The following is a 15,707-nucleotide window of genomic DNA, read 5'->3' as shown; positions in this document are numbered from 1 at the left end:
CCGGACGGGCTATGCCCTGCTGAGTTGAGTGGCGAGGTCGGCCAAGTCATCGGCGTACAGGTCGAATCGGTCCGAGGGGGCGGGCGGGTCACCGACGGGGCGGGAGACGTAGGCGGTGCGCAGGCCGTGGTGTTGCGCCGCGCGCAGGTCCCAGGCGTGGGTGGCGACCATCAGCAGCCGCTCCGGCGGCCGCCCGGAGACGGTGACGGCCAGTTGGTACACCGCCGGATCCGGCTTGTACGTACGGGCGTCCTCGGCGGACAGCGCCTGGTGCCAGCGCAGTCCGGCGTGCGCGTTGAGCGCCAGCAACGCCTTCCGGCTCGCGTTGGAGAGTCCGATCAGCGGGAACTGTTCGGCGAGCCGGGCGAGCCCCGGCACGGTGTCGGGCCACGGCGGGAGCCGACGCCCCGCCAGCGCGAGCGCAGCCACGGCGCCACCTCCCTGATCACCGTCTCCCTCGGCATCGGCGACGAGTTGCGCGGCTTCCCGGTCGAGTGTGTCGCTGGTGACGTAGGGCCGTTCGCCGTCGACGATGCGACGCTGCTCGCGCTCGATGTGCCGCTGCCACAGCGACAGCAGCCGCTCGGTCCCGGCGTCGTCGAGAGACCGGTCGAGCGCACTGATGCCCGCGCGAAGACCGGCGGGTTCGTCGACGAGCGTGCCGAGCACGTCGAACACAACGGCATCGATCTCCAGCTCTGACATGGCGAGGACTCCCGAAGCAGCAGCGAGGTGGACCGTCAGCCACGGTAACGGGGCAACGGTAAGTGGCGCAAGCGTAATTTAGCGCTTACATTCCTGCGGCTGACTCACTTAGCTATTTGCCTAATACATTTAGGCAACTGCATAATCGATGACGACGAAGGAGAGGATCACCATGGTGCGGGTCGGGCTGACCGCGGAGCGGCTTGCGCAGGCAGGGGCGGAGCTGGCCGATGAGGTCGGGTTTGAACAGGTGACCGTCTCGGCGCTCGCCAGGCGGTTCGACGTCAAGGTCGCGAGTCTCTACTCGCATGTGAAGGGCTCCCAGGACCTCAAGACCAGGATCGCGTTGCTCGCCCTGGAAGAACTCGCCGATCAGGCCGCCGACGCCTTGGCCGGACGGGCGGGGAAGGACGCGCTGACCGCCCTGGCGAACGTCTACCGCGACTACGCACGCGAGCACCCCGGGCGCTACGCCGCGGCCCAGCTCAGGCTCGACCCGGCGGTCGCCGCCGCAAGCGCGGGCGTCCGGCACGCCCAGATGACGCGGGCGATCCTGCGCGGTTACGACTTGACGGAGCCCGATCAGACACATGCGGTCCGGCTGCTGGGCAGCGTCTTCCACGGCTACGTCAGCCTGGAGCTGGGCGGCGGGTTCGATCACAGCGCCCCCGACACTCAGGAGACCTGGACCCGGATCCTGGACGCGCTCGACGCCACTCTGCGGCACTGGCCCACGGCCTGACCAGCGCGTACACCACCACATACGCACATAGAGGTCCACCACACACGCACATCGAGGTTGAGGTCATGCACACCGAGGACAACTGGTTCAGTACCCCCGTGACCGGGGATCTGCTGCGCGGCGCCGTGGAGGTGGAGCGCACCGAACACGGCGTGCTGCCGCACCGGCTGCCTGCCTGGGCCCGCGCCCAGAACTCCGACGGCCAGCTGGCCATGGCAGAGGCCCAGCCCTCCGGCGTACGGCTGGTCTTCCGTACCCGGGCCACCGCCATCGAACTGGAGGCACTGCCCACCAAGCGCGTCTACGTGGGCGTGCCGCCCCGCCCGGACGGCGTGTACGAGCTGCTCGTGGACGGCAGCCCGGCCGGCGCGGGCAGTGTGGCGGGCGGCTCCACCCTGACCATCGACATGACGGCCGGCACCTTCGAGCACAGCCCGGGGCAGCCCGGTACCGTCCGCTTCACCGGGCTGCCCGACCGCGTCAAGGACATCGAGATCTGGCTGCCGCACAACGAGTCAGCCGAGCTCATCGCGGTGCGTACCGACGCGCCCGTCGAGCCCGCACGGGACCCGGGCCGCAGGGTGTGGCTGCACCACGGCAGCTCGATCAGCCATGGCTCCGACGCCGCCGGGCCCACCACCACGTGGCCGGCGCTCGCCGCCCGCCTCGGCGGCGTAGAGCTGATCAATCTGGGGCTGGGCGGCAGCGCCCTGCTCGACCCGTTCACCGCGCGTACGCTGCGGGACACCGCCGCCGACCTGATCAGCGTCAAGCTCGGCATCAACGTGGTCAACGCCGACCTGATGCGACTGCGTGCCTTCGCGCCGGCGGTGCACGGCTTCCTCGACACCATCCGCGAAGGCCACCCGACCACACCGCTGCTGGTCGTATCGCCGATTCTGTGCCCGATCCACGAGGACACGCCTGGCCCCAGCGTCCCGGACTTCAGCAGGATCAGCACGGGCCGGCTCCTGTTCCGGGCCACGGGCGATCCTGCCGAGCGGTCGGCCGGCAAGCTGACGCTCAATGTCATCCGGGACGAACTGGCCCGCATCGTGAAGCAGCGGGCGGCCGACGACCCGAACCTGCACTACCTCGACGGCCGCGAGCTCTACGGCGAGGCGGACTTCGCCGAACTGCCACTGCCCGACCAGCTTCACCCCGACGCCGCCAGCCACCGCCGCATCGGCGAACGCTTCACCGAGCTGGCCTTCGCCCCCGATGGCGCGTTCGCGTCGGCTGACGTCCGCACGTCCGGTGACACCCGCACATCCAGCAACACCCGCGCATCCGGTGACACCGACACGGGCCGCGGCCTCTGACCGTCACCGGGGCAAGTCGCCGTCCAGCGTCCGGAAGTGGCCCGCACGGGCAAGGGTCTCCAACTGGTCCAGTGAGCGGCGGGCCTCGGCCGCGGTGTCCGGATCGCGCTGCTCGATACCGCTCGCCGCGAACTCGTCCTCGTCCAGCCGCAGTACGGTCGTACCGTCCGCCGACAGCCACAGGTCGAGGTCCAGGTCCTCGACCACGATGCCGTCCGACCCGACGGCCGCGGGCCGGGTGACATCGCAGTACCAGCCCTTCACCGTGCCGTCGGCGCTCCGCACCTCCTTGACGGCGTACCAGCGGTCGCGCCAGTAGTGCTCGGTGAACACGTCACCCGGCTCGAAGCGTACGAACCCGAAGTCGCGGACCCCGTCCCCCGCCCAGGGCGCGCGCACGACGACATGGGTGCCGTCATCGCTCAGCACGGCCGCCGGGTAGCGCACCTTGGTCCGCTCCCCCTTCACCAGTCCGACCAGCACCTCGCCACCCACCGGCAGCATTCCGTCGTCCCGCATGTCCGCGACCGTACATCCCCGCCGCTGCGGCCCCGCCCTGGTTTTCCGTGCCCATGGTTCCTCCCGGCGGCAAAACCCGCCACCGCCACGCGCAGGATCGCCGAAACGCGCGCCCTCGCCGCGCCGCGGCGATAATCGGGCGGGGGATCCAGACGGCGGGCGGACGTGGAAGGGAGTCGGCCGTGCAGACGGGCGCACCGCAGGACACCGGCGGATTGCACTGCCTGGTGACCGGGGCCACCGGGTACATCGGCGGGCGGCTGGTCCCCGAACTGCTGAAGGCCGGCCACCGGGTGCGGTGCCTGGCCCGCACTCCGGGCAAGCTGCGTGACCATCCGTGGGCGGACTCCGCCGAGGTGGAGGTGGTCAAGGGCGATGTCACCGACGCCGACTCGGTCGCCGCGGCGATGGACGGTATCGACGTCGCCTACTACCTGGTGCATTCGCTCGGCACCGGACCCGAGTTCGAGGAGAAGGACCGCCGTGCGGCGGAGATCTTCGCCGAGCAGGCCCGTGCCGCGGGCGTGCGGCGCATCGTCTACCTGGGCGGTCTGACCCCGCGCGACGTCCCGGAGCAGGAGCTGTCCCGGCACCTGCGTTCCCGGGCCCAGGTGGGACACATCTTCCTCGACGCGTCGGTGCCCGCCACGGTGCTGCGTGCCGCGGTGATCATCGGATCCGGCTCCGCGTCCTTCGAAATGCTGCGGTACCTGACCGAGCGACTGCCGGTCATGGTCACACCGAGCTGGGTGCGTACCCGCATCCAGCCGATCGGCGTCCGGGATGTGCTGCGCTACCTGGTGGGTTCGGCCCGCATGCCGTCCGAGGTGAACCGTGCGTTCGACATCGGCGGCCCGGACGTCGTGACGTACCGCGAGATGATGAGCCGGTACGCCACCGTCGCCGGGCTCCGCCGACGGCTGATCATGCCCGTTCCGATGCTCACCCCGCGGCTGTCCAGCCTGTGGGTGGGCGTCGTGACCCCCGTACCCACCTCCCTCGCGCGCCCGCTCACCGAGTCGCTGCGCCACGAGGTGGTGTGCCGCGAGCACGACATCGCCCAGTACGTCCCCGACCGCGCCGGACAGCCGCTGCCGTCACCACTGCCGTTCGACGAATCGCTGGCGCTCGCGCTGCGGCGGGTGCGGGAGGCGGACGTCGTCACGCGCTGGTCGTCGGCCTCGGTGCCCGGTGCGCCGAGCGACCCGCTGCCCACCGACCCCGACTGGGCCGGCGGCAGCCTGTACGAGGACGAACGGCAGCTGACCGTGGACGCTCCGCCCGAAGCGCTGTGGCGGGTGATCGAGGGCATCGGCGGTGACAACGGCTGGTACTCCTTCCCCCTCGCCTGGGCGGTACGCGGCTGGCTGGACCGGTCCGTCGGCGGTGTCGGGCTGCGCCGTGGGCGCCGGGACGCCGAACGGTTGCGGATCGGTGACTCCCTCGACTTCTGGCGGGTGGAGGAGATCGAACCCGGCCACCTGCTGCGGCTCCGCGCCGAGATGCGCTTGCCGGGACTGGCCTGGCTGGAGATGTACGCCGAGCGCGACGACGACGGCCGCACCCGCTACCGGCAGCGCGCCCTGTTCCATCCGCGCGGACTGTCCGGACACGCCTACTGGTGGAGCGTGGCGCCCTTCCACTCCCTTGTCTTCGGCGGGATGGCGCGCAACATCTCCCAGGCCGCCGCCAAGGGCATGAGCGCACACTAGGCGTGCACGGCGTTGGCTGTTCGCGGTTTCAGCCGTTCACGGTTTCCGCTGTTCACGCCCGTGGTCGTTCACGCCCGTGGTCGTTCACGCCCGTCAGTTGCGGTTGAGTACGCGTGACACGCCCGCCACGACGGCGGTGGTCAGCAGCCAGCCGACCGCGATCAGCGCGTAGGCGAAGAACTGCTGGGGGGCGGTGGTCCAGTACCAGGCGTTGCGCTGACCCAGGGCTCCGATGGGAACGAGCAGGTCGAGGGTGTAGACGAGGGGCTGGAAGGGCGCGCCCTCGCCCTGTTTGACGGGGGTCGGCTCGGCGACGCTGAAGACCGCCGTGCCCAACAGGGTGAGAGCGGTGAGCCAGAGGCCCGCCAGCCAGGGCCGGTACCCGTAACCGACCGTGGCATCGAGCAACTGCCCCCATGCCCGCCCAGCGAGGCGCAGGGTGCTGCGGCGGTGGCGTTGCTTGGCGAGCAGGACGGTGCGCGCGTCGTGGTCGTGCCCGAGCGACTGGTACACGGCGGCCAGCTGCTGGTACGGCTGCGGCCGGTATCCGTCGGGGTCCCGTGCGATGAGGGGCAGACGCGCGCCGGCCGGCAGCTGCGGCCGCAGGGACCGGTACTCCAGTCCGTCGAGGTGGAGGGGGCATATGACGTCCTCGACGGGCAGGTGCAGGACACCGACCTGGGCGTGCTGCAGGTCGACCGTGCCGTGCAGGCGTGCGGCGGACAGGTCGAGTTCGGCGGCCTGCAGGTGACGGTACGTCACCCCGCGGCAGTCCGCCTCCCTGGGGTCGGTTCCCCGGGGGCCGGAGCCCCGGGCACCGGTTCCCCCAACGGTCGCGGTGTGGAAGCTGACGCGGCCGCCCGTGGTCGCGCCGGTCAGGTCGATCGCACCGTCCGCGTGGAACCCGTCGGTGAAGGCCGCATCGGAGCCGACGTGGATGCCCGGGGCGTACAACGCGTCCCCGCCGGGGTGGTGCAGTCGCGCGCCCTGTAAGTGGAGTCCCTCGCCCACGCGCGCCGCGGACAGCCGCATCTCGCCCTCGGCCCGGTAGCCGCTGTGACAGACGATGCCGCCGCCGGTCTCCAGCCACGAACCGTCGAGCACCACGGCTCCGGGGTGGGCCAGGAGTGCGCCTTGCAGGAGCAGACTGCCGTCGATGCGGGCGTTGGTCAGACGGAGGGCGCCGCTGATGCGGGTGTGCATCAGATCGAGGTGCCCGCCCACCGTGATGCTGTTGGCGCCGAGCCCGGGGAGGTGCGAGCGGGCGAAGCCGGTGACGTGCAGCTTCGCTCCGTACAGCTGCGGTGCCTGCTCGAACCGGCACTCCTCCAGCCGCAGCACGCAGCGGGCCTCGCAGAACACGAGGTCCAGCCGGCCCGCTATCCGCGCCCCGACCAGATGCACCACGGGAGTCTCGCCCGCCCGGGGTTCGACACTGCCGAGCAGCAGCGCACGGATCACCGACGCGCGTACGGTGCGCTCCGGCCCCCACCCGGAACCGTCCCCTTCGGCATCGGCCCCGTCGGCCGCCCCGTCCCGCAGATCGACCTTGGTGCCCGTCGCGAACGCCTGCCACAGACGACGTTCCGGATCCGTCAGGTCCTCTTCGCGCATGGGTGCCGGCTCCCTCTCCCGGGACAGGGGTCCGTTCATCTTGGACGCCGGGCAACACCGGATCAAGGTGCCGGCCGAGCGGGCCCGGCGAACAGGGCCGCCACGCGCTCCTCCGCCACCGCGGCAGCCCCGCCCTCCGGCTCAGCTCAGCCGGGTGGTGGCGTACGCCTCGATGACGTCCCGCTGGTAGGCGGCCAGGCCCGGCGCGATCGCCTCGTACGCCGCGCGCCACTGCGCGTTCTCCACGCAGGCGCGCCCGATGGCGCGGTACTCCTCGGCGCCGACCGTCCGCAGCTCGGCCAGCGCCCGGTACTGGGCGTCGGCCTCGGCCTGCACCGGGGCGGCATCGGCGGGCAGGCCGGCGGCCAGCAGTTCGGCGAACCGGATCATCTGTGCCGTGCGCGCACGGTGCCCCGCCTCGATCTCGTCCTGGCTCATCGTCGCGGTGTGCCGCGCGACGGCCTCGGCCAGCCCGGGGAAGTCCCGCAGGTTCTCCCCGTACTGGCTGGGCCTGATGCCTTCGAAGAGGTTCTCCGGCCTGTTGATGCTCGTCATGGGACTGCCGTCCTTCCTGGACTGCTCCAGTTCCGTGATCGTGCGGGAGACGGTGCCGGCCAGGGCGTCCAGCCGGTCCCGCTCGGCGAGCAGCCGACGGTGGTGGTCACGCAGCGCCTCCACCTCGTCCACCTGCGCGGCGAGGACCCGGCCGATCTCGGGCAGCCCCAGTCCCAGCGCTCGCAGTACGAGGATCTGCTGCAGCCGCAGCAACTCGTACTCGCCGTAGTACCGGTGACCGTTGCTGCCGGTCCGGGCGGGCGGCAGCAGACCGATCTCGTCGTAGTGCCGCAGCGTCCGAGCCGTCACGCCCGACATCCGGGCAACCTCCGCGATCGGCCAGGCCATCGCCGGCTCCCTCCCGCGTGCTCACAAGGCCGGTCGTTCCGACCCTGGTCAGGACGGTAGAAGCTACCGCTGCGGCAACTTCAAGCCCCGTGCCGGGTCTGCGGCGGAGTGCGGCTGTGCGGCTACGCGGCGCAGAACTCGTTGCCCTCCGGGTCGCGCATGACCCACCAGTGTCCCGCGGGCCCCATGTCCACCTCGCTGACGCGGCTCGCGCCCAGGCCCTCCAGCCGTACCACCAGCTCTTCGAGACCGTTGGGTGTGCCCGGGACGGCGCTGTGGACGTCGACGTGCAGACGGTTCTTTCCCGCCTTGTCCTCGGGCACGTCCTGGAAGAGCAGCCGACGCCCGTGCCCGACACCGCTGCTCTCGTCGAACGGGTCGTCGGGGTGACGGATCCCGGCATAGCCGCGGAAAATCCTGTGGCCGCGGTGCTCGGCGACCGCCTCCGCGCCGAGCAGGCCACCGGCCAGCAGCTCATCGATCAGGGGGCTGGGGTCCTCCACCTCGTACCGCAGCGCCGCGGCCCAGAAATCCGCCAGTACGGGCGCGTTCCCGCTGTCGACGACCAACGTCCAGTTCAGTGCCATACGCCCAGTTATATGCGGTGGTACGTGGCCACGACCGCACGCCATCCACAGACACGGCCGACGCGTCGCGTAGTTCCTTCGTCATGGGCTCTGGCATGACTGACGTGATGTCAGGCGCGCGTGGATCGACGTACTCTCCGACCGCCGGCTCGGCCCCGCACTGGAGTCCGGAAGGCGCGGATGTGAGGGTACGGACTATGAAAACTCGTACTGCCGTGCGGTCTTTGGCGCTCTGCGCCGCCTGTGTCGTCCTCGCACCGCTCACCGGGTGCGGCAGTGGTTCCGCCGACCGCCGGCCGGCCGCCACCGACAGTGGCGGCGCGGCCGCCGCGGTGCCCACCGCGCCCGCCGCGAGCCGGGCACCGGCAGCGGGCAAGGGCTCGAAGGACCCCGACGACCTCAACGGGGACGGCCACCGCGACCTGGTCGTGCCCATGTCGCTCACTGCCGACCCCGGGCGCACCCGGTCCGAGGAACGGGTCGGTGTGGTCTACGGCTCGGCCGACGGACTCGACCCCACGACCCGCACCGTGTACGGGCGCCACGACCTCGGCCTGCCCGAGCAGGAGGTGAGTACGGCCGGGCCCGACAGCATCCCGGCCGAGGCGGTGGTCACCGCCGACCTGGACGGTGACGGCTTCTCCGACGTCGTCACCGACATCGATGGCGCGCGCGTGACGGACGGGCACGTGTCAGCGCCGCGCAGTGTTCCGTACGTGGCCTGGGGCGGCCCCGGTGGGCCCACGGGGAAGTTCCCGGCCACCCCACTGCGGCTCCCGGCCGGCGCGTCGAAGCTCGGCGTGGGCTCCCTCGTACGCGGCGACTTCGACGGGGACGGGCATCACGACCTCGCGGCACTCGCGGCGAACCAGTCCTCCGTCGTGCTGCTGTACGGCCCGTTCACCCGCTCCGGCGCGCCCGCGCGCACCGACACCCGGCTGCCGTGGGCGGACGGCGACCTCGTCGCGGACGACATCGACCCCACCGGCAAGCCGCGCGCGACCTCCCTGCTGCTCCACACCATCAGCGACGGCGAGCAGTCCGCGAACATCCTGTATGCGGCCCGCCGAGGCACCGGCCCCTCGCCCGAAGGCCAACGGCTGCGCCGCGGCAACGCCCACGCGTTCGGTGACTTCGACGGCGACGGGCAGCGCGATGTGGCGGTCGGGGACGACGGCAGCCGCAACGACGAACCCGGTTCCGGGGCCGAGGCTCCGGAGGTCGACGGGTCGCTCGCCGTGTACCCCGGCGCGGGCGGCTCTCCGGTCACCCACCGGCTGCCCACCGCGCCCGAAGGCGCCGCCACCGATTACGGGCCCGGTGGTTTCGTGGCCGCCGATCCGGACGGTGACGGCCGTGACGGCGTCCTCGTCGCCACCTACGAGGGCGCCACACTGATCGACGGGGACCGGCGGATCCCCGTACGGCGGCAGGGCCCCGCCCGGCCCGGCGGCAAGAAGACACCCGCCGAGCGGCGGCACGCCAGGCCCGCCGGCGCCGCCGACTTCGACGGTGACGGCAAGGACGAGCTGATCCTGCACTGGGCCGCCGACCCGGTCTTCGGCCTCTACGGAGAACACCCCACCCACTGGTGGATCACCCGCGGCACGACCGCCGGCAACCAGACGACGTTCGCCACGGTCCAATGCTTCGGCCAGGGCATCGACGCGAAGGGATCCGACCGGCGCGACTGCGCGAAGAGCTGATGCCAGTGCGATGCCAGTGCGATGTCCATGCGACGCCCGTGTGATCTCAGTGGGGCGCTCTGCACTGCGCGTGAACCGGCTGCGATACAACGCCTGGCGGTCGGCTCGATGGCGCGTGCGGTGGGGCGTGAGGGGGCCCCGGGCTGATTGCGGTGTGTGTGGGTGGTCGTGGGGCGGCCCGGTGGTTGGCGTGCGAGGATTCGGGGAGCTTTGGTGGTCGGGGTGGAGGGTGAGATGTTCGCGATTTCTCTGGGGGACGGGGCCGAGCTGGGACCGTTGGAGCCGTGGCAGGCCGCGGAGTTCCTCGCGCACATGGACCGCGGGCGCGAGTACATCGGCCGGCACATCGGGCTCCCCGATGTCGCGGCCGACCTCGACTCCGCCCGGCGTTGGCTCCAGTTCTACGCGGACAAGGCCGCGGCCGACACCGGCCGCCTGTACGGCATCCGGCTGGACGGGCTGCTCGTCGGCGGTGTGCTCTTCCGGGTCTTCGACGCGGAGGCGGGCACCTGTGAGGCCGGTTGCTGGCTGGAGCCGGATGCCGCCGGGCGGGGCCTGGTCACTCGCGCGGTGCGCGTCATCATTGACTGGGCGGTTCACGAACGGGGGATGCACCGCGTCGAGTGGCACGCGTCCGCGGCGAACACACCGAGCATCAACGTGGCCAAGCGGCTCGGTATGAGCCGTGACGGAGTGCTGCGCGAGAACCACCCCTACCGGGGCGTCCGGCAGGACACCGAGGTGTGGTCGGTGCTGGCTCCCGAGTGGTGTGCCGCGACAAACAGCCACTGAAGGACGCTTTTCTGCCGTCCTTCTGCGCAGCTGAGATGCCACGCGAGCGGCGTCGATGCCCGTTCTTCCGAGCCTTTTGAGCGTTGCTGCCGCCCCTGTTCGCGGTGGGCTTCCGGCGGGCCGTACATGTGTTGTGCTGGGGCCGCGTCCGCGACGGGGCCGTTGGCATCGCACACTTTTCCGCGCGTTGCGGTGGCCCGGTCACGCGTTCCCCAATTCGGGGCGGATGCGCATCGACTGCGCCCGCGCAGGTGCATTGATGCGTACTCTCTCGGGAACCCGACAACGTCACAGCGGCACACAACACCACGACAGCCCCGTAGGCTGCTCGCAGCACCATCGCGAAATAGCCATGGTGGCCGGAAACAGAAAGGCAGCATCATGACTTCCACCGTCAGCACGCCTGGCAGCATCCAAGACACAACGGCTCTGCTGGAGTCCGAACTCCCTCGCCTCGAGGCCCAGCAGCAGTCCCTGGAGCAGGAACTCGCCGCCGTCACCACGCGGTTGGACTCGGTGCGTACCGCGCTGCAGGCCCTCCAGTCCCTGTCGGCCAACGGTGGCGCGCAGGCGCCGGCCACGGCCGCCGCCACGGTGCCCGCCCCGGCTGCGGCGCCGAAGGCGGAGACGGAAGCGCCCGCCGAGCCGACGAGCACCGCATCGGAGAAGGCGGCCGCCGCGCCGGCGAAGGAGGAGAAGACCACGGCCCCGGCCCCCACCGTGCCCAAGGCCCGTAAGGCGCCCGCCGGCACCGGCCGGAAGAAGGCGGCGAAGGCCCCGGCAGCCGCGCAGGGCCGCAAGCGCAGCACGGCCGGCAAGGCCGCCGCGGCGCAGACCGTGAAGGCCGCCAAGTCCTCGACCACCGCGAAGGCCGGCAGCACCGCCAAGGCGGCCAAGGCCACCAAGTCCGTGAAGGACACGAAGGACGCCAAGGCCCAGGACAGCACGGCGAAGGACGCCAAGGGCAAGGACGCCGCCGCCAAGCCCGCCGCCGCGGCGAAGAAGGCGCCGGCCGCGGCCGGCGCCGCCAAGGACGGTCTGACCGAGCAGGTCGTCAGCGCCCTCACCGAGAGCGGTACGACCCCCGTGCGCGCCCGGGACATCGCTCAGGCCGTGGGTCGCGCCGACTCCCCGGCCGGTGTCAACGCCGTACGCAGCACCCTGGACCGGCTGGTCGCCACCTCCCGTGCCCAGCGTGCCGGGCGCGGCCTCTACCGGGCGTCCGCCGGCTGAGAGCGGTCGCTCCCCCGCCCCGTCGCCTCAGGGCGAGCCGAGCCGGCCACTCGCAGGACGGGCCGCGCCGGTCACTCGGCCTCGGGGCGGGAGGCCGCCCGTTGGCGGACGCCCGAGCGGACCGCCCAGAAGAACACCGCCGTGGCCATCACGGCGACGGCGAGCGAGTCGTACGGGGCGGGGAGCAGAGCGGAGCCCTCGAAGGTGCCGAGCCCGGAGAGCACCGTGAGGGCGACGAGGTAGGCCACCAACCATGCGCCGGCACGCAGTTCGGCGGTGAGTGGGCGGTGGCGCGGGCCGGCGTCGGCGCTCTCCCCCGCTCCCGGGCGGCGCATGGCGAGGAAGATCAGCAGGCCGCCCAGCACCAGGGGCAGTGCCAGGCGGAGGTCGTCCCAGCCCGACCAGTAGACGAACTCACTGGCCACGACGAAGCTGAGCGGTGCGATCCAGCGCAGCCCCGGGACCCAGCCGGCGGTGCGGCCGCCCGGTTCGGCGCGGAAGACGGCGACGGCCACCGCGGACGCGGCGTAGATCAGCAGATACATGTCGCCCATCACACTGACGATGTCCTGCCAGCCGCCGAACGGCAGGAGGAACACCATGATGACGACCAGGTTGACCACCAGGGCGCGGCGCGGGACACCGAACCGCTCGTTGACCTTCATGAAGTACCGCGGAATCGTGCCGTTCTTCGCCAGTGCGTAGGTGTGCCGCGCGTTGAGCGCCACGCCCACGTACGCCGAGCCGCCGGGCGAGATCACCGCGTCCGCGTAGAGCAGGCTGGACAGCCGGTGCAGGTTGAGGACCAGCGCGAGCTGACCGAACGGCGAGTCGAAGGACACACCCTGCCAGCCGTTGCCGAGCAGATGCTCGGGGACGGTGAAGAGGAAGGCCACCTGGAGGGCCAGGTACATCAGCACGGCGAGGCCGATGCTGGTGAGCACCGCTGCCGGGATGGTGCGGCGGGGGTTGCGGGTCTCGCCGGAGAAGTCCAGTGGGGCCTGGAAGCCGTTGACGGAGTAGACGATGCCGCCGCCGGCCAGTGCGGTCAGGCAGGCGACGTAGCCGTACGGCGCGAAGCCGCCGTGGTCGGTGAGGCGGCCGGAGTGCCAGCCCGAGGCGACCAGTGCGAGCACGGTGAGGATCGGTACGACGATCTTGAACACCGAGACGAGGTTGTTGAGGCGCGCGAACAGCCGGACGGCGAACCAGTTCCCCGCCGTCAGCAGGATGCTGAGAGCGGCGGCCAGGGCCACCCCGGAGAGGGTGAGGGTGTGGCCGTTGTAGATGCCCGGGAGGTAGTGGGCGGCGTACTGCATGATCGCGCTGATCTCGGCGGCGGTGGCGCCGACGGACAGCAGGACGGACCAGCCGACGAGGGTGCCGACGAGGCGTCCGCTGGCGAACAGCGGCCAGCGGACGGTTCCGCCGCCCTCCGGCCGGGACGCGCCGAGTTCGATCATGACCATCGCGACCAGGCCGCACAGCAGTCCGGCCCCCACCCAGGACAGCAGCGCCGCGGGACCGGCGACCTGCGCCGCGTACATCGCGGCGAACAGCCAGCCGGAGCCGACGATATTGGAGAAGCCGATGCCGGTCAGCCCCCAGAAGCCCAGGTCACGGCGCAAACGGCGCTCCTCGGCCTGGACCCCCTGCGGTCCGGCGGCCACGGCCCCGCCGCCCCCGTCCGCCGGCACCTGATGCCCCGTCACAACACTCTCCTCCTTGATCAGCACTGCTCGCTCGCCGGACCCTACTCGACGGACAAGGGCGCGGAAGACTTCATTCCGACGAGTCCGCGCCGCGGCCGGGCGAGGCACGGCCTACGGAGGAGGCACGGCCGGTGCGTGGCGGGTCACGGTGTGGAGGGTCAAGGCGCGGCGGGTCACGGTGTGGCGGCGGCGCGTACGGGTTCGTAGGCTCGGCCCATGCTCAGACTTGGATTTCCGGTCATCGGTGTGGTGGATGTGCCCCGCGCCGTGGAGTTCTGGACGGCAGCGCTGGACCTGGTGGCGACCGAGGAGTGGCGGAGCGAGAACTGGCGGACGCTGAACCACGCCGACGGGTCCGGGCGCGCGCTGGCGCTGATGCGCAGTGGCTCACCGGCCGAGCCGTATCCGCGCCTCCACCTGGACCTGTTCGTCGACACCACCGCCGAACAGGAAGCCGAGGTCGAACGGCTCGTCGCGCTGGGGGCGAGCAGGGTGGACTGGGACCAGTACCCACCCGCCCCCGACTTCGTCGTCCTCGCGGACCCGGACGGCAACGCCTTCTGCGTCGTCGACCTGAGCAAGGCACCGAGCGGCAGTCACCTGCCGGACGAGTAGCCGGCCCGGACCGCGAACTGCAGGGTCAGCGCCCCGGCCAGCGACGCGCCCGAGAGTGTGGCGGAGGTGAAGAACGCCGCCGTGACCCACCCGGCGTTGGCCCCGGTGACCGTCCCGTCGCCGGCCACGCATGTCTTCTCCGGCGGAAAACTCTGCGTGTGCAGGTCGGCGCAGTAGTTCTGCAGGTCCTCGTTCACCACGTTCGCGTTGAACCAGCAGAGGGCCCAGGTGAGGAGGAAGAGCGCGAACGCGACGGCGAACGCACCCCACGGCCACATGGGACGAGCGGGACGCGCCGGCCGGCCGGGCGACCCCGCCGGCAACGAGTGTGTGTTCGACATGACCGGGGAGCGTAGCGCTACGACACGCTCCGCGTACTCAGTACGGCAACGCAGTGCCGGTGGGTGCTGCCGGGCGCGTGGTGCGGGTGACGATCTGCAGTCGTACCAGGGCGACGCCCAGCGCCAGGAGGAGCAGAACCAGCAGGCAGACCGGCCGGAAGGCGACCATCTGGAAGTTCAGGGCCGCGGCGAGTGCGACGCCGGCGGCGGTGGCCACGAGGCCGATGACGGGGATCGCGACGGCGAAGGCCCGTACGGTCTGGCGGCGGTGGGAGTCGCCGGAGCGGCGCAGCACGGCGGAGACCGCGGCCAGCGACCCGGCGTAGGCGATGCAGCCGCTCAGGACGTACAGGGTGAGGATGACGGGAGACGACACGTACAGCGACGGCTCCGCGCTCGTGGGGCTCGGCGAGAGGGCCCGCACCACCCAGTTGTCCCCCGAGGAAGCGCGTGCGAAGGCGAAGGCGGGGAGGCTCGACGAAGGGGCGAAGACGAAGAACAGGGCGGTGAAGCCGCCCGGCAGCGCGCCGAGGAGCGCCGCCGCCAGCACGCGCCCGAGGTGCCGTCTGGGCCGGATCAGGCCCCGTTCGGCGGCCCATGTGCGGGCCAGGGCGGCGACGTCGCCGCCCACGTACTCCTCGGCGGTGCGGCCGTCGGCCACGGCTTCCGCGAGATCGGCGCTCAGTTCCTCGGCCATCTCCCGCGCGGCCTCCTCCGGCACGCCCAGTCGCCGCCACACCCGCCGGGCCTGTGCCACTGCGTCACGCTTCATCGTCCCCACCCTCATGCCCCTGATCGTCCTGTCCGGTTGTGTGCGTGGTTTCTGTTGTGTGCGTCGTTGCGGGCAGTACGCGGTCCACGCCGGCGGCGAAGTCGGCCCACTGGGCACTCCACTCCGCCAGTTCACGGCGGCCGTCGGCGGCGAGGTGGTAGTAGGTGCGCACCGGTCCGCCCTCCCCCGGCTGCCGCGTGACGTCCACCAGTCCCCGTGACCGGAGCCGGGCCAGGGCCGGGTAGATCGACCCGCTGGCCACCTCCAGGCCGTGCTCGGCCAGACGCACCGTCATCTCGTATCCGTATGTCGGGCGTTGGGCGATCACGGCGAGCAGGCACATGTCCAGCACGCCACGCAACCACTGCTGCCGAAGCCCCTCGTTGACTGCCACGGCGAGTATCTTGCTCCACAAGTATCCTGCAGAGCAAG

16 protein-coding genes are annotated in these 15,707 nt (G+C 71.6%); 7 read left to right on the top strand and 9 right to left on the bottom strand.

All coding sequences use genetic code 11. From position 1 onward, the window contains the following. Positions 1-9: 9 nt before the first annotated feature. The gene (locus ACZ6WH_RS17005; RefSeq protein WP_469729226.1) at positions 10-705 is read right to left on the bottom strand and encodes a haloacid dehalogenase type II; all 696 of its coding nucleotides are present in this window, start codon (positions 703-705) and stop codon (positions 10-12) included. Between the two features lie 172 nt (positions 706-877). On the opposite strand from ACZ6WH_RS17005, the gene ACZ6WH_RS17000 reads away from it, so the two are divergent. Beyond that, a complete protein-coding gene (locus ACZ6WH_RS17000; protein ID WP_469729626.1) occupies positions 878-1,447 on the top strand; it encodes a TetR/AcrR family transcriptional regulator in 570 nt (189 codons plus the stop codon). Between the two features lie 65 nt (positions 1,448-1,512). Beyond that, positions 1,513-2,769: a GDSL-type esterase/lipase family protein gene (locus tag ACZ6WH_RS16995; RefSeq protein WP_469729225.1), complete on the top strand. Its 1,257-nt coding sequence runs from the start codon at positions 1,513-1,515 to the stop codon at positions 2,767-2,769. 3 nt (positions 2,770-2,772) lie between these two features. On the opposite strand, the gene ACZ6WH_RS16990 is transcribed toward ACZ6WH_RS16995, so the two are convergent. Further along, positions 2,773-3,288, bottom strand: coding sequence for a ribonuclease FAU-1 family protein (locus tag ACZ6WH_RS16990; protein ID WP_469729224.1), 516 nt, complete (start codon positions 3,286-3,288; stop codon positions 2,773-2,775). A gap of 182 nt (positions 3,289-3,470) precedes the next feature. Between ACZ6WH_RS16990 and ACZ6WH_RS16985 the strand changes: the two genes are divergently transcribed. Beyond that, positions 3,471-5,000 (top strand): SDR family oxidoreductase, encoded by a 1,530-nt coding sequence (locus tag ACZ6WH_RS16985; RefSeq protein WP_469729223.1) that lies wholly within the window; start codon positions 3,471-3,473, stop codon positions 4,998-5,000. A 93-nt stretch (positions 5,001-5,093) separates the two neighbouring features. On the opposite strand, the gene ACZ6WH_RS16980 is transcribed toward ACZ6WH_RS16985, so the two are convergent. The 3 genes from ACZ6WH_RS16980 to ACZ6WH_RS16970 form a co-directional block, all read right to left on the bottom strand. After that, positions 5,094-6,614, bottom strand: coding sequence for an oxidoreductase (locus ACZ6WH_RS16980; protein ID WP_469729222.1), 1,521 nt, complete (start codon positions 6,612-6,614; stop codon positions 5,094-5,096). Positions 6,615-6,755: 141 nt separating this feature from the next. Continuing rightward, entirely contained in the window at positions 6,756-7,517 is a 762-nt protein-coding gene (locus ACZ6WH_RS16975; RefSeq protein ID WP_469729221.1) for a MerR family transcriptional regulator, read from the bottom strand. 122 nt (positions 7,518-7,639) lie between these two features. Beyond that, positions 7,640-8,104, bottom strand: coding sequence for a VOC family protein (locus tag ACZ6WH_RS16970; protein ID WP_469729220.1), 465 nt, complete (start codon positions 8,102-8,104; stop codon positions 7,640-7,642). Between the two features lie 197 nt (positions 8,105-8,301). Between ACZ6WH_RS16970 and ACZ6WH_RS16965 the strand changes: the two genes are divergently transcribed. The 3 genes from ACZ6WH_RS16965 to ACZ6WH_RS16955 all read left to right on the top strand — a co-directional run bounded on the left by ACZ6WH_RS16965 (position 8,302) and on the right by ACZ6WH_RS16955 (position 11,835). Next, on the top strand, positions 8,302-9,810 hold the full coding sequence (locus tag ACZ6WH_RS16965; protein ID WP_469729219.1) for an FG-GAP repeat domain-containing protein: 1,509 nt from the start codon (positions 8,302-8,304) through the stop codon (positions 9,808-9,810). 234 nt (positions 9,811-10,044) lie between these two features. Continuing rightward, entirely contained in the window at positions 10,045-10,602 is a 558-nt protein-coding gene (locus ACZ6WH_RS16960) for a GNAT family N-acetyltransferase (protein ID WP_469729218.1), read from the top strand. A gap of 381 nt (positions 10,603-10,983) precedes the next feature. Next, complete coding sequence (locus ACZ6WH_RS16955) at positions 10,984-11,835, top strand: hypothetical protein (RefSeq protein ID WP_469729217.1); 852 nt, start codon at positions 10,984-10,986, stop codon at positions 11,833-11,835. A 71-nt stretch (positions 11,836-11,906) separates the two neighbouring features. Here the strand turns inward: ACZ6WH_RS16955 and ACZ6WH_RS16950 are convergent, their stop codons facing one another. Further along, positions 11,907-13,505 (bottom strand): APC family permease, encoded by a 1,599-nt coding sequence (locus ACZ6WH_RS16950; protein WP_469729625.1) that lies wholly within the window; start codon positions 13,503-13,505, stop codon positions 11,907-11,909. A gap of 258 nt (positions 13,506-13,763) precedes the next feature. Between ACZ6WH_RS16950 and ACZ6WH_RS16945 the strand changes: the two genes are divergently transcribed. Beyond that, positions 13,764-14,162, top strand: a complete 399-nt coding sequence (locus ACZ6WH_RS16945) for a VOC family protein (RefSeq protein WP_469729216.1) — start codon at positions 13,764-13,766, stop codon at positions 14,160-14,162. On the opposite strand, the gene ACZ6WH_RS16940 is transcribed toward ACZ6WH_RS16945, so the two are convergent. Genes ACZ6WH_RS16940 through ACZ6WH_RS16930 form a run of 3 tightly spaced genes read right to left on the bottom strand, consistent with a single transcriptional unit; the run spans position 14,144 to position 15,669 of the window. Then, a complete protein-coding gene (locus ACZ6WH_RS16940) occupies positions 14,144-14,503 on the bottom strand; it encodes a hypothetical protein (RefSeq protein WP_469729215.1) in 360 nt (119 codons plus the stop codon). The genes ACZ6WH_RS16945 and ACZ6WH_RS16940 overlap by 19 nt on opposite strands. A 37-nt stretch (positions 14,504-14,540) precedes the next feature. Beyond that, positions 14,541-15,275: a hypothetical protein gene (locus tag ACZ6WH_RS16935; RefSeq protein WP_469729214.1), complete on the bottom strand. Its 735-nt coding sequence runs from the start codon at positions 15,273-15,275 to the stop codon at positions 14,541-14,543. Next, positions 15,265-15,669, bottom strand: a complete 405-nt coding sequence (locus ACZ6WH_RS16930; protein ID WP_469729213.1) for a PadR family transcriptional regulator — start codon at positions 15,667-15,669, stop codon at positions 15,265-15,267. The genes ACZ6WH_RS16935 and ACZ6WH_RS16930 overlap by 11 nt, the downstream gene beginning before the upstream one ends. Positions 15,670-15,707: the final 38 nt, after the last annotated feature.

It is taken from the genome of Streptomyces sp. NPDC050806 (assembly GCF_055586425.1).
The sequence above is the reverse complement of the archived record's forward strand: the minus strand, read 5'-3'. Positions and strand labels throughout refer to the sequence as shown.

What these genes read in the sequence shown, in the direction of transcription:
- ACZ6WH_RS16955 (WP_469729217.1), top strand. Translation starts at nt 10,984, where the DNA reads ATGACTTCCACCGTCAGCACGCCTGGCAGCATCCAAGACACAACGGCT.
- ACZ6WH_RS16990 (WP_469729224.1), bottom strand. Translation starts at nt 3,288, where the DNA reads ATGCGGGACGACGGAATGCTGCCGGTGGGTGGCGAGGTGCTGGTCGGA.
- ACZ6WH_RS16970 (WP_469729220.1), bottom strand. Translation starts at nt 8,104, where the DNA reads ATGGCACTGAACTGGACGTTGGTCGTCGACAGCGGGAACGCGCCCGTA.
- ACZ6WH_RS16945 (WP_469729216.1), top strand. Translation starts at nt 13,764, where the DNA reads ATGCTCAGACTTGGATTTCCGGTCATCGGTGTGGTGGATGTGCCCCGC.
- ACZ6WH_RS16960 (WP_469729218.1), top strand. Translation starts at nt 10,045, where the DNA reads ATGTTCGCGATTTCTCTGGGGGACGGGGCCGAGCTGGGACCGTTGGAG.
- ACZ6WH_RS17000 (WP_469729626.1), top strand. Translation starts at nt 878, where the DNA reads ATGGTGCGGGTCGGGCTGACCGCGGAGCGGCTTGCGCAGGCAGGGGCG.
- ACZ6WH_RS16935 (WP_469729214.1), bottom strand. Translation starts at nt 15,275, where the DNA reads ATGAAGCGTGACGCAGTGGCACAGGCCCGGCGGGTGTGGCGGCGACTG.
- ACZ6WH_RS16965 (WP_469729219.1), top strand. Translation starts at nt 8,302, where the DNA reads ATGAAAACTCGTACTGCCGTGCGGTCTTTGGCGCTCTGCGCCGCCTGT.
- ACZ6WH_RS17005 (WP_469729226.1), bottom strand. Translation starts at nt 705, where the DNA reads ATGTCAGAGCTGGAGATCGATGCCGTTGTGTTCGACGTGCTCGGCACG.
- ACZ6WH_RS16980 (WP_469729222.1), bottom strand. Translation starts at nt 6,614, where the DNA reads ATGCGCGAAGAGGACCTGACGGATCCGGAACGTCGTCTGTGGCAGGCG.
- ACZ6WH_RS16975 (WP_469729221.1), bottom strand. Translation starts at nt 7,517, where the DNA reads ATGGCCTGGCCGATCGCGGAGGTTGCCCGGATGTCGGGCGTGACGGCT.
- ACZ6WH_RS16940 (WP_469729215.1), bottom strand. Translation starts at nt 14,503, where the DNA reads ATGTCGAACACACACTCGTTGCCGGCGGGGTCGCCCGGCCGGCCGGCG.
- ACZ6WH_RS16995 (WP_469729225.1), top strand. Translation starts at nt 1,513, where the DNA reads ATGCACACCGAGGACAACTGGTTCAGTACCCCCGTGACCGGGGATCTG.